Origin of the sequence: Flavobacterium sp. KBS0721 (genome assembly GCF_002007065.3) — a bacterium.
Lineage (GTDB): Bacteria > Bacteroidota > Bacteroidia > Flavobacteriales > Flavobacteriaceae > Flavobacterium > Flavobacterium piscis.
In genome coordinates, this window is record NZ_CP042170.1 from 3,332,119 (window position 1) to 3,344,506 (window position 12,388).

General features: G+C 32.3%; 15 protein-coding genes. 4 read left to right on the forward strand and 11 right to left on the reverse strand.

The features are described from left to right. Positions 1–6: 6 nt before the first annotated feature. From B0M43_RS14540 to B0M43_RS14550, 3 genes are read left to right on the forward strand one after another with little or no spacing between them, the layout of a single operon-like run. Positions 7–612 (forward strand): hypothetical protein, encoded by a 606-nt coding sequence (locus tag B0M43_RS14540; protein WP_078007560.1) that lies wholly within the window; start codon positions 7–9, stop codon positions 610–612. Next, complete coding sequence (gene prfH, locus B0M43_RS14545) at positions 600–1,289, forward strand: peptide chain release factor H (RefSeq protein WP_065449597.1); 690 nt, start codon at positions 600–602, stop codon at positions 1,287–1,289. Before B0M43_RS14540 ends, prfH begins: the two co-directional genes overlap by 13 nt. After that, positions 1,276–1,812, forward strand: a complete 537-nt coding sequence (locus tag B0M43_RS14550) for a hypothetical protein (protein ID WP_078007559.1) — start codon at positions 1,276–1,278, stop codon at positions 1,810–1,812. Before prfH ends, B0M43_RS14550 begins: the two co-directional genes overlap by 14 nt. Positions 1,813–2,053: 241 nt before the next feature. Here the strand turns inward: B0M43_RS14550 and B0M43_RS14555 are convergent, their stop codons facing one another. The 8 genes from B0M43_RS14555 to B0M43_RS14590 all read right to left on the reverse strand — a co-directional run bounded on the left by B0M43_RS14555 (position 2,054) and on the right by B0M43_RS14590 (position 9,296). Beyond that, positions 2,054–2,800, reverse strand: coding sequence for an acyl-[acyl-carrier-protein] thioesterase (locus B0M43_RS14555; RefSeq protein ID WP_078007558.1), 747 nt, complete (start codon positions 2,798–2,800; stop codon positions 2,054–2,056). Between the two features lie 61 nt (positions 2,801–2,861). Then, positions 2,862–3,782: a tRNA (adenosine(37)-N6)-dimethylallyltransferase MiaA gene (gene miaA / locus B0M43_RS14560; RefSeq protein WP_078007557.1), complete on the reverse strand. Its 921-nt coding sequence runs from the start codon at positions 3,780–3,782 to the stop codon at positions 2,862–2,864. A 153-nt stretch (positions 3,783–3,935) separates the two neighbouring features. After that, positions 3,936–4,775: an ion transporter gene (locus B0M43_RS14565; RefSeq protein ID WP_078007556.1), complete on the reverse strand. Its 840-nt coding sequence runs from the start codon at positions 4,773–4,775 to the stop codon at positions 3,936–3,938. Between the two features lie 29 nt (positions 4,776–4,804). Next, positions 4,805–6,166, reverse strand: coding sequence for an exonuclease domain-containing protein (locus B0M43_RS14570; protein WP_065449602.1), 1,362 nt, complete (start codon positions 6,164–6,166; stop codon positions 4,805–4,807). Positions 6,167–6,267: 101 nt separating this feature from the next. After that, a complete protein-coding gene (locus tag B0M43_RS14575; protein WP_078007555.1) occupies positions 6,268–6,615 on the reverse strand; it encodes a four helix bundle protein in 348 nt (115 codons plus the stop codon). Between the two features lie 67 nt (positions 6,616–6,682). Next, positions 6,683–7,342 carry a YggS family pyridoxal phosphate-dependent enzyme gene (locus B0M43_RS14580; RefSeq protein WP_078007554.1) on the reverse strand — a complete coding sequence of 220 codons (660 nt, stop codon included), beginning with the start codon at positions 7,340–7,342 and terminating at the stop codon, positions 6,683–6,685. A gap of 12 nt (positions 7,343–7,354) precedes the next feature. Beyond that, the gene (locus B0M43_RS14585) at positions 7,355–8,242 is read right to left on the reverse strand and encodes a 3-hydroxyacyl-CoA dehydrogenase family protein (protein ID WP_078007553.1); all 888 of its coding nucleotides are present in this window, start codon (positions 8,240–8,242) and stop codon (positions 7,355–7,357) included. Between the two features lie 88 nt (positions 8,243–8,330). After that, positions 8,331–9,296 (reverse strand): Gfo/Idh/MocA family protein, encoded by a 966-nt coding sequence (locus B0M43_RS14590; protein ID WP_065449605.1) that lies wholly within the window; start codon positions 9,294–9,296, stop codon positions 8,331–8,333. Between the two features lie 143 nt (positions 9,297–9,439). Here B0M43_RS14590 and B0M43_RS14595 point away from each other — a divergent pair, with 143 nt between their 5' ends. After that, entirely contained in the window at positions 9,440–10,081 is a 642-nt protein-coding gene (locus B0M43_RS14595; RefSeq protein ID WP_041518722.1) for a protein-L-isoaspartate(D-aspartate) O-methyltransferase, read from the forward strand. 26 nt (positions 10,082–10,107) lie between these two features. On the opposite strand, the gene B0M43_RS14600 is transcribed toward B0M43_RS14595, so the two are convergent. The 3 genes from B0M43_RS14600 to smpB all read right to left on the reverse strand — a co-directional run bounded on the left by B0M43_RS14600 (position 10,108) and on the right by smpB (position 12,381). Next, positions 10,108–11,106, reverse strand: a complete 999-nt coding sequence (locus B0M43_RS14600) for a helix-turn-helix domain-containing protein (protein WP_078007552.1) — start codon at positions 11,104–11,106, stop codon at positions 10,108–10,110. A gap of 90 nt (positions 11,107–11,196) precedes the next feature. Further along, a complete protein-coding gene (locus B0M43_RS14605) occupies positions 11,197–11,847 on the reverse strand; it encodes a lipoprotein (RefSeq protein WP_065449608.1) in 651 nt (216 codons plus the stop codon). Between the two features lie 78 nt (positions 11,848–11,925). Next, positions 11,926–12,381 carry an SsrA-binding protein SmpB gene (gene smpB, locus B0M43_RS14610; RefSeq protein WP_056251381.1) on the reverse strand — a complete coding sequence of 152 codons (456 nt, stop codon included), beginning with the start codon at positions 12,379–12,381 and terminating at the stop codon, positions 11,926–11,928. Between the last annotated feature and the right edge of the window lie 7 nt (positions 12,382–12,388).

A 12,388-nucleotide genomic window follows, 5' to 3' on the forward strand; every position in this document is an offset into this window, starting at 1 on the left:
AAAGTTATGGAAAGATTTCAAGACGAAAATAAATGGTTAGGAAGTTTTGGCGACATTATAAATATAAAATGTCCTCGATGCTCTTTGCAAGCAGTTGTAAAGAGAACTTTTCAATCTCAATGGTATTATAACGATAGGAGAATTTTAGAATGTAAAAACTGTTATTATTCACTAAAAGAGGTTGCTGTAAAATATAAAGCCTTTGTGGATACTTATTGTTGTAATAATGAAGATAAGATAAAGTTCGAGTCGCAATTACTCAATGAAAAACCGGATAAAATTAAATTAAAATGTGCAGTTTGTAATGAGGTAAAAGAGTTTAAACCTAAAGTTGAAGAAGTTTCTTTTATGCTTACTTCAGATAATACAGTAGTGAGAGAAGGTTATTTTAATGCGGAAATATGGTATCAAAAAGAGTTTGGCAAATCATTTTTTTGGGCTTATAACCTGGAGCATATTCATTATCTGGAAAGATATATTAAGGCAGATTTAAGAGAAAGAAACAATAATGGAAGTAATAACGGAACTATGATTTCAAGACTTCCAAAATTTGTAAAAGAGGCTAAAAATAGAGATAAGCTTCTTAAAATAATTGATAAATGGAAAAAATAATTCAGATAACAGCGGGTCGCGGACCTGCAGAATGCACTTGGGTGGTTGCCCAAGTGCTTAAAAAAGTTTTAGATGAAGCGCAGGAGCAAGGCTTAGAAGCGACTTTATTACAAAGAGAAGTTGGACAGGAAAACGGAACAGTTGAAACGGCTACGATTGCAGTAAAAGGAAAAGATGCAGTAGCATTTGCTGATTCCTGGATTGGAACGATTCAATGGATTGGTCAAAGTCAGTTTAGGAAAATGCACAAACGAAAAAATTGGTTTATTGGCATTTTTGAGATTGAGCCGCGAAAAAAAGCTTCGGTTTCAGAAAATGATATTCAGTATCAGGCCATGCGCAGTTCCGGTGCCGGCGGTCAGCATGTAAACAAAGTGAGTTCAGCAATTCGTGCAACTCATATTCCTACGGGAATTGCAGTTGTATCTATGGACAGCCGCTCGCAGCACCAAAACAAAAAACTGGCAACAGAAAGATTATTAAAAAAACTAGAAGAGGAAACTCTGCAACAACTTAAAAATCATGTTGGTAAACAATGGGAAAACCAACTGAATATTCAGCGTGGGAATCCTGTCAGGATTTTTACAGGATCTGACTTTAAAAAGAACAAAGAAGAGAAAAGTTACAAAGGAATTCGTCAGCAATTAAAAACAGATTTACGAAATGAAAACAATTGATAAATACCTTTTTCAGGCTTTGGATAATTATCCTTATTCGCTTGAAGAAACAATAGAATCTTTAGATTATGCTTTTTCTTATGATGCAAAAAATACTATGGTTTTGTGTTTGTACGGAAGAATTCAGGCAGAACAATTATGGAATTATGAAGAAGCTAAAAACTATTTTCAGGAAGCTTTAGCTATTAATATTCATGCACTTGAAGTATATCCCTATTATTTGCAGACTTTGATTTTGAATGAAGATTATGAAGAAGCTCAAAAATTAATTGATTTTGCTTTAACTATAAAAGGGATAAACAAATCTGAAATCTATGTAAAAAAAGCAATTCTTTTTGAAGCGCAACTTCGATTTAAAGATGCAATGACAGCCATTAAAAACGCAAAACTTTACACGCTGCAATTTGCTTTTGAATCTGATATTATGGAAGTTGAAAAAAGAATAAAAAGCAAAATTGATTTGTTGAACAATAAAAAGAAGTCAAATAAATGCAAGAAAGATTCAAAAAAGAAGTCAAAATAATTTTGATTAAAAAACAAAAAACGATGCGATTCAGAATTTTGAATCGCATCGTTTTTCATTTATTATACCTGCGGGACATTTTATTGGCGTCCTAAATCTCTATATTCTAATAAAAATACAACTCCTAAAGAAGTGTTTTTTATAGATTTGTTTAATATCTCGTAGAGATTAAATATTGATAGAAATAGTATCACAAGAATGAATATTTGTCCTGTAAAGAATACATAATTCCAATGAAATATTATTTCCAATGCAATTCTAAAGCAAAACAGGTTTTCTCACCTTTTGTGATACTGAATGTTGCTGTTGTATGATCATCGTCTTCGCTTTCATGAATTACAACATTATCTTTTAGTGAAAGTTCTTTCATGAAATTCATTTCGAAGCTTTTTACTTCCTGTTTCATGATTCTTTTTGGCTCCACATGATCCAGGCACCATTCTAAATATTTTACATTATTAACGTGATTTACAATATCCAGATCTGATAAATACACGGTTTTTTCAAAAACTGCTTCTTTTTCGTGATTAATATTTATTTTTGAGAAGCCTTCACTTGTTGCTCTTTTTTCAGGAAATAATTCAAAATGCTGATACGGTAAGGCTAAAGCTTCCGGACGGCGTAATTGTGTGTTAAAAACGGCCCAATACGTTTCGCAGCCTACAATTTTCTTTCCATTTACATACATTTCAAGAGCACGAACTGAACGTGAATTTTCTAAGCTGTTAATCCATGTTTTAACAGTTACAACATCTTGCCATTTTGGTAATGCTGAAATCTCAACTCTCATTCGACTTAAAACCCAGGCTTGATGAAATTCCTGCATATCAAAAAAGCTGATGCCTCCAACTTCAGAATGTGCAGCTGCCGTTAGTTGTAAAATATTACACAAATCAGTATATTTTAAAAAACCGTTTGGTGTGCATTGTGTGAAATTGATTTCCCAGTCTTTACTTAGAACTGATGTGAAATTTGGTGATATTGGCATTTTGTAATTTTAAATTTATTTAGAGAATAGAATAAAGTGTACAGAAAAAAGACTTTTGATTTTATTTAAGAAGATTTTCTATGTAATTAATAATTTCTTTTCTATCTGTTGCATAGTCAAACCATTTTGTAATTTCATTTCTTTTGAACCACGTTAATTGTCTTTTGGAGAACCTTCGTGTATTTTTTTTGATTTCTTCTATTGCAAAAGGCAAGGTAAAATCTCCGTCAAAATAAGTAAATAATTCTCTGTATCCTACGGTTTGAAGAGCGTTTAATGCTTTGTTAGGATAAAGGTTTTTTGCTTCTTCTAGAAGACCTTCATTCATCATTATATCAACACGCTGATTAATTCGGTTGTAAATGATTTGTCTTTCGGCATCTAAACCAATTAGGACAGGAGTGAAGTTTCGATTATTTTTTTTCTGATTTAAAAAAGAAGAATAAGGTTTTTGGGTTCCGATGCAAACTTCTACAAAACGCATCATTCGTTGTGGGTTTTGTAACGTTTGCGGATTTTCTGCTGTTATTTTTTGGTAATAATCCGGATCTAAAAGCTGCAATTGTTTTTGCAGATATTCAATTCCTAGTTTTTCATAATTTGAATTTACTTCTGAACGGACTTTTGGATCGATTTCAGGAAATTCATCGAAGCCTTTTAAGATTGCATCAACGTATAATCCTGAACCTCCTATAAGAATAACAAAATCATTGTTTTGAAATAATTCTTCTATTTTAAGTAATGCTTCTTTTTCATAATCTCCAACGCTATAATTTTCGAAAATAGATTTATTTTGAATGAAATGATGCGTTGCTGCTTTTAATTCTTCCTGATTAGGAACTGCGGTACCAATGGTCATTTCTTTAAAAAACTGACGGCTGTCGCAAGATATTATTTCGCATTTGAAATGTTGTGCCAAAGCAATACTTAAGGCTGTTTTGCCTATAGCAGTTGGTCCAACGATGGTAATTAAGTGTTTCATATTTTTTAGCCCAGATGGAAGTGAAAACCCCGGACTTATATTTGTTAGTTTTTGTTGGGATAAAAGAGCGACTTTAGAAGCTCCTTTTATGCCTTAAAAAAACAACAAAGATAAGGAGGAGTTGTAACGTACAGCTGGAATAGCTCCTTAAAATTAAATATTAGGTAATTCGGTTCCGCATTCGTAGCAATATTTTGCCTTATCAAAATGCACTTGGGAGTTACAATTCTTGCATGTTTTTTTTCCGCCTACAGTATTATTTCTAAGACTGCTTTTGGCAAATTCTGCCGTCACGATTCCGGTTGGTACCGCTATAATGCCGTAACCTAAAATCATTACCAGTGATGCAACAAATTGGCCTAAAGGAGTTTGTGGAGAAATGTCTCCGTAGCCCACTGTTGTTAAAGTAACTATAGTCCAGTATATACTCATCGGAATACTGGTAAATCCAGATTCTTTACCTTCAATCAGGTACATCACCGATCCGATGATTATGGTACTGATAAGTACAAAATAGATGAAAACTAGAATTTTCTCTTTGCTGGCATCTATCGCTTCTTTTAATTGAAAGGACTGATGGGAGATTTGCGGAATGTGTAATATTTTAAATAATCTTAGGAAACGTAAGGCTCTTACAATCGATAAAATACTCGCACCCGGAAAAAATATCGACAAATACATAGGCAAGACGGCAAGTAAATCTATGACTCCGTAAAAGCTAAAAATGTATTTTACAGGTTTTTGAATAGAAATAATTCTCAGAATGTATTCGATGGTAAAAAAAATAGTGATAACCCATTCGCAAATTAATAACTGATCGTGATATTTTGAACTGATACCCTGAACAGTATCGAGCATGATTAAGAGTACACTCAATAAGATCAATCCTAACAGAACCAAATCAAACATTCGTCCTAAAATGGTATTGGTACCATATAGTATGATTTTAATTTGTTCTCTGAATATTTCGTATTTTGATTTTACTTTTCGCATATCGTGAAGATAATGAAAGTTTTTGTTTGTTAAAAATATAAAGTTTTAAGCGATTTACTTTTACGGATGTAGTTCTGAATGATATTCTTTACATCCCGATTGTGCTGCATAGGAATTAGAATATTTTTTAGAATTTCGATATTTGTAATCTGATAGTTTAAGTCATAGAAAGCGTATCCTTGATAAATTCCGTTTTCGATTAGTATTGCGCTTCTTTCGTTTACATTTCGTCCTCTGTCAATAAGGATCATATTTTTGTTTTCTAAGCTATTTTCTGAAATAAATTGCTGTACTCTGACATTGTATTCTTCAGGAGTAATTTCACCAATGCAAGCGCCATCACATTCTTTTAATTTATATTGAAAACACTCTTTTTTGGTATGATATAATCCTGTTAACTTTTGGCATAAATGGTATTTTGCAGTAAACTTGAAAAGCATATTTTTGCCTTCCTGTAAAGAAACGAAGGATGTAATTTCTTTTTTACGACCGTCTGCTTTTTGAAGTTTTAAGTTTAAATATCCGTTAGAATCTTTCTCAGCATATAAGGCAAACGGAAAGAAAGTTTTTTTCTGTGAGCGATTATGCCTAGGACGGTTTACTTTTATTTCTTCACTTTCCTTAAGCAAAGCAATTAGTTCGCTTCCGGTTTCATCATAAGTTATGGTAAAAACTTCGGCTTGAATTTTTTTGCTTTTGGTTGTAATTCCCGTAAAATGCTGATTGACTCTTTTTTTGATATTTTGGCTTTTGCCAATGTAAATTAGGGTTCCGCCTTCATTATAAATATAATAAACTCCCGTTTTTGTAGGCATTTGAGATAAAAGATCCAGAAATTTTGGCGCTATTCCTTTTTCTACTTCTAATTTTATGAAATCTTTTACGATGGTTTTTTCTATATCTTTTTCAAGAAGCATTTTGAATAACTTGGTCGTTGCCATGGCATCTCCGCTGGCGCGATGTCTGTCTGCCATTGGGATTCCCAGAGCGCGAACTAGTTTTCCTAAACTGTAAGAAGGTTGTTCAGGAATTAGTTGTTTCGCTAATTCAACGGTACAAAGTGTTTTGGCTTCGAAATCGTAACCTAAACGTCTGAATTCGGTGCGTAAAATTCGGTAATCAAAAGAGGCATTGTGGGCTACAATAATACAATCTGAAGTAATTTCGATGATACGTTTTGCAACTTCAAAAAACTTAGGAGCTGAACGCAACATAGCATTATTGATCCCTGTTAATTTCACCACAAAAGGCTGAATGGGAATTTCGGGATTGACAAGGCTAATGAACTGGTCGACTACTTCGTGGCCATCAAATTTATAAATGGCGATTTCGGTAATTCCCTCTTCGTTAAACTGTCCTCCAGTGGTTTCTATGTCTAGTATTGCGTACATCCTCAATGTCAATTTCAAAAATCAATGGCAATATCAATTTTAAAAATCAATTTCAATTTTTGAAAATTGTTATTGTAATTGCCATTGTCATTGTTATTGAATTATTTTTTATTTATTATCATTTTTGATGAAATTGCGATTAGTTGCTCTACTTCAATTAAAAGTTTGTTTCTTTTATCGCTATCACCTTCTTTAATGTAATCTAGAATTTTTAATGAGTTTCTTGATTCTTTTAACTCTTTTACAACTAATGAAACTTTGAAAATAAAGTCTTTATCAGTAATTGTTCCTTGTGCTTCTCCAAAATTCAAAGATGCACTTCCGGATGATCTAATTAATTGATTTTTATAATATTCATTTTCAAATAATCGTTCTAATTGTCTTGTAAAGAAAATACATTCTCCAGCAAAACGAACTAGACGATCTTCAAAATTGAATATTTTTTCCATTAGTAGTATTAATTTATACTTTTAAAATTTGATATTGATTTTTGTAATTGCAATTGATATTGAAAAATTACCGTCCTCCAAAAATGCTGCTTCCAATGCGGACCATTGTGCTTCCGCATTCTATAGCAAGTTTATAATCTCCAGACATTCCCATTGAAATGGTATTCAGATTGCAATTTTCAGTTTTCGGTGTTTTAATCGAATCAAAAATCGATTTTAAATGTGTAAATTCTTTTTTAATTTGGTTGTGATCTTCTGTGAAAGTTGCCATCCCCATTAAACCTAAGATACGAATGTTTTTCATTTCTTTTAGTTCTGACGAGGATAATAATGCAATTAATTCACTTTCGTCCAAACCAAATTTAGATTCTTCTTCGGCAATATATATTTGAAGAAGGCAATCTATAATTCTGTTGTTTTTTAAAGCTTGTTTGTTGATTTCCTGTAATAATTTCAAACTGTCGACACCATGAATCAAACTCACAAATGGTGCCATAAATTTGACTTTATTTGTTTGCACGTGACCAATCATATGCCATTGAATGTCTTTTGGCATTTCTTCATACTTATCGGCCATTTCCTGGATTTTGTTTTCTCCAAAAATACGCTGGCCGGCATTGTAAGCTTCCATTAAGTCTGAAACAGGTTTGGTTTTAGAAACAGCAACTAATGTTACATGTTCTGGTAAACTTGCTTTGATCGTATTTAAATTCGATTGAATCGACATGATATTTCTTTTTTATAAAAATTGCTTAGAAATTTTCTCTGCTTTTTTACTTTCGCTGTAATCGTAAAAACCTTCTCCGGATTTTACGCCTAATTTTCCGGCTCTCACCATATTTACCAATAGTGGGCAAGGAGCATATTTAGGATTTTTGAAACCTTCGTACATCACATTCAAAATTGCAAGACAAACATCAAGTCCAATAAAATCAGCAAGTTGAAGTGGGCCCATCGGGTGTCCCATTCCTAATTTCATTACTGTGTCAATTTCATAAACTCCGGCAACCTTATTATATAACGTTTCGATCGCTTCATTTAGCATAGGCATTAAAATTCTGTTTGCCACAAAACCTGGATAATCGTTTACTTCAACAGGAGTTTTTCCTAATTTTTCAGATAAATCCATGATGATTTTAGTCACTTCGTCGCTGGTATTGTAACCGCGAATAATTTCGACTAATTTCATAATTGGCACCGGATTCATAAAATGCATTCCGATAACGCGCTCTGGATGTGCCACTACGGCTCCAATTTGTGTTATGGAGATTGAAGAAGTATTGGTTGCCAAAATGGTATTATGAGAACAAGCTTCGTTTAATTGCTTGAAGATATTCAGTTTTAGTTCTACATTTTCTGTAGCAGCTTCAACGACTAAATCAACACCAACAACTCCGTCTTTTATATCAGTATACGTAATAATATTGGTAATAGTTTTAGAAACATCTTCCTGAGTTATGGTTCCTTTAGACAACATTCGATCTAAGTTTGCGGCAATAGTTGCCATTCCTTTGTCTAATGATTTCTCAGAAACGTCAATTAGTTTTACAGTAAAACCACTTTGTGCAAATGTATGAGCAATTCCGTTACCCATTGTTCCTGCACCAATTACAGCTATAGTTTTCATTTTATCGTAGATATTATATTTATAATTTAGCCACGAATTCACCAAATGTTTCGCGAATTCGTGGCTAATTTTATTTTTTAACTTTCAATTATTTATCGAAACAGTCAATGATTTGATACGCTACTCTCAAAGCATCTGTAGCTTGTTCAAGTGTCACGACCGGAGTTGTATCTGTTTTTATGGAATTGGCAAAAGATTCTAATTCGTCAAGAATCGCATTGTTTGTTTCAACATCAGGATTGGTAAAGTAGATTTGTTTTTTTACACCTTCGGCATTTTGCAGAATCATATCAAAATCACCTGGAATTTCCGGTGCATCTTTCATACGAACCACTTCGCATTTTTTCTCCAGAAAATCAACAGAAATGTAAGCATCTTTTTGAAAGAAACGTGTTTTACGCATGTTTTTCATCGAAATCCTGCTGGCAGTTAAGTTTGCAACACAGCCATTTTCGAATTCAATTCTGGCATTCGCAATATCTGGAGTATCACTAATTACTGAAACCCCACTTGCATGGATATCTTTTACTTTTGAATGCACAACACTTAAGATAGCATCAATATCGTGAATCATTAAATCCAGAACCACCGGAACATCTGTACCGCGCGGATTAAACTCTGCTAAACGATGCGTTTCTATAAACATGGGATTTTCGATCATGTTTTTTGTAGCAATAAACGCAGGGTTAAAGCGCTCAACATGACCAACCTGACCTTTTACGTTGTATTCTTTGGCTAAAGCGATAATTTCTTCGGCTTCTTCAACGGTATTGGCAATTGGTTTTTCTATAAAGATGTGTTTTCCTGATTTAATGGCTACCTTAGCACATTTATAATGAGAAAGTGTTGGAGTTACAATATCAATGACATCCACAGCGTGGATTAATTTTGCAATAGTACTGAAGTTTTTATAGCCAAATTCCTTTGATATTCGTTCGGCATTTTCCTGATTTTCGTCGTAAAATCCAACTAATTCGTATTGGTCAGATTGTTGTAATAAGCGTAAATGTATTTTACCAAGATGACCAGCACCTAAAACTCCTACTTTTAACATGAGAATGTATTTTAAACAAAAATATAATTTATTTGTTGAAAGTAAAAGTGAATGCAATAAAGATTTAGCGATTTAATAATTAAAAATCAATATTTGATTTCCTATTTACTTTCTTATTTTTGCAAAAATTAAACCTACCTATTTTGAAAGACACTGCCAAACATCAAGGACTTCGTAATCAATTAGTAAGCACTTTAGAACAAAAAGGAATTACCGATAGAGCAGTTTTGGATGCGATAAAAAAAATCCCGAGACACCTTTTTTTGAATTCAAGTTTTGAAGATTATGCTTATCAGGATAAGGCTTTTCCTATAGGAGCCGGTCAAACTATTTCACAGCCGTACACCGTTGCTTTTCAATCGCAATTGTTAGAAGTTAAAAAAGAACATAAAATTTTGGAAATTGGTACTGGTTCCGGTTATCAAACTGCTGTTTTGTGTATGCTTGGAGCGAAAGTTTTTAGCGTAGAAAGACAAAATGAATTGTTTAAAACCACTTCAAATTTATTTCCAAAATTAAACATTCGCCCAAAACATTTATCTTTTGGTGATGGTTACAAAGGCTTACCAAGTTATGCACCGTTTGATAGTATTATTGTTACGGCGGGCGCTCCGTTTATTCCTCAGCCTTTAATGGCGCAATTAAAAATAGGAGGAAGACTGGTTATTCCGTTAGGAGAAGACGTTCAGATTATGACTTTATTGATTCGAAAAAACGAAACACAATTCGAAAAACATGAGTTTGGAGAGTTTCGATTTGTTCCTTTATTAGAAGATAAAAATTAAATAAAAAGCCCATTAAGTTGGGCTTTTTATTTAGATACCAATTCTATTGCCCGAAGTAAGTTGGTTTTTTCAATTTGAAGTATAAAATTAATAAAAAGTGATTTATCATTTTTGTTTTGACATTCTTCTAAAATTGATAAATAATTGTCTTTGCTTTCTTGGATTGTTGCAAAAACATAATCGTGTTGAAGTAATATCCAATTCATTAATAAATTTGCTATTTGCATATTTCCCTTTTCAAAAGGATTAATAGCTATAATTTTTAAATGTACTTCAGAAGCTAAAAGTATGGGGTGCAAGTTGTTTTTATTTGTTTCATACCAATTAAAAAATAAATTCATTTCACGAAGGATTAATGAATTGTTTTTATACTTTCCTGAGTTTTCAGGTTGAATTCCTCTAAAGACTAAATTGTGAATTGTTAGAAATTCTTTTTCGTTTATTGACGCTTTTTTTTGATTTAAGTCTTGAATGTAAGCTATAGTTTCATGAAGATTAACAGCTTCAAGATGTTCATGCATACTTTTTCCTGCAATTGTAAGTCCTTCATTGATTACAGATTTTGTTTCCTGAAAAGTTAATGAGTTTCCGTTTAAGCGATTGCTTTCAGAAATAAATTCTAATTCCAATATTTTAGAAATTCGACGTAAGTCAAAGTGCTGAAAAGATTTTATTCGTTTTTTCAAAATTTCAATTTCGTCCAAAATAATTTGTAGACTTGATAAAACAGCAGAATTGATAAATTTTTTCTTATTTTGAATTTCTTGCTCGGCGAGTAATAATGCTTTTAAAGCAAATTCTTCCTCTCCAATTTCATATAAAATTTTTTCCTTTAACCAGGCAATCATTATAGCTTCATGATCAATTTCTAACAGTTGAGATAGTTTTGATATTTGATTTTTAGTTGGTCTTCTGGTTCCGCTTTCAAATTTACTTATTAGTGCTTGATCAATACCCAGGATTTGCGCCACTTCTCTAGTCTTTAATCCTTTTAGTTCTCTTGCATTTTTAAGAAGTGTTTTCATATTTGTAAAAATGTTTTAAATTGTCTTGACGAAATTAGTCATCTTATTAATAATAAAAAAAGCAATATAAAATATATTGCTTTTCTAAAATTATATTTTACTTTTTGGAGGAAGAGAACCATCTTTTCTCATTTCCTGAACTACAGTCTGCATGATAGCATCTACCGTTTGACCTAAATCTGTAACATAATCTGATTTTGTAGTTCCGGTCCAGATTAATTTATTTTCTTTTAATGAAAAAATATTAGTTTCAACCATGTAAGATGTAGTTTCCTGATAATATCCCGGGTCATAAAAATTAGGAGAGTACATTCCGTACCAGTTTCCAAAACCGTAACCGTACATTCCAGTATACATTCCGTCAAATCCGCCGTAGTACATGCCTGTATACGTTCCGGGAACATAGGTTGTTTCTTTTTCTTTGCTTACTAAACGCAATGTAATAACTCCGTCAAAATTCTCGTCCTGCAATATTTTTAATTTTTGCTCCTGAGTAAGATTTTTGGTTGTTTCGTTTAAGTATTGATAAGATGTTTTGAAAATTTCATTACTGGCCGCAATTCTGTTTTCAGTAATTCTTCTCGAAGCTTCGTCTTTTACTAAGGCAACAACCAAAACTTTTTTGAAATTTTCCTGAGCAACTGTTATTTTTGGATCTCTCCAGCTATTAACGATAGAAGTGTTGCTGCCGCAACCTGAAAGAGCAAGAACAGCGATTATTAAAAATAAGTATTTTTTCATATTACAATTTTTTATAATGATTGTAGTAAAAATACGTATAAAATAAAAGCAAACCCTTCTTGCAATTAAAAATATATTTTAATTATAAGCTTTTTTAATTCGGTCTAAGTCGCGTTTGGTATCTTGTTCTTTTAGAGATTCACGCTTGTCGTAGTTTTTCTTTCCTTTACAAAGACCAATTTGTAATTTTGCAAGTCCTTTTTCGTTGGTAAATAATTTTAAAGGAACAATAGTAAGCCCTTTTGCCTGAACGCTCTTATGAAGACTTTTTAATTCTTTCTTATTCAAAAGTAATTTTCTTTCGCTTCTTGCTTTATGGTTAAACTGATTTCCGAATGTATATTCTTCGATATAAGTATTTATTGCAAAAAGTTCCAGATTACTAAATTCGCAAAAACTTTCGGTGATATTAGCTTTTCCTAATCGTATCGATTTGATTTCAGTTCCAGATAAAACAATTCCAGCAGTATAGGTATCGATTATCTCATAATCAAATCGGGCTCTTTTATTAAGTATATTGACTGTTTTTAACATAGGATGA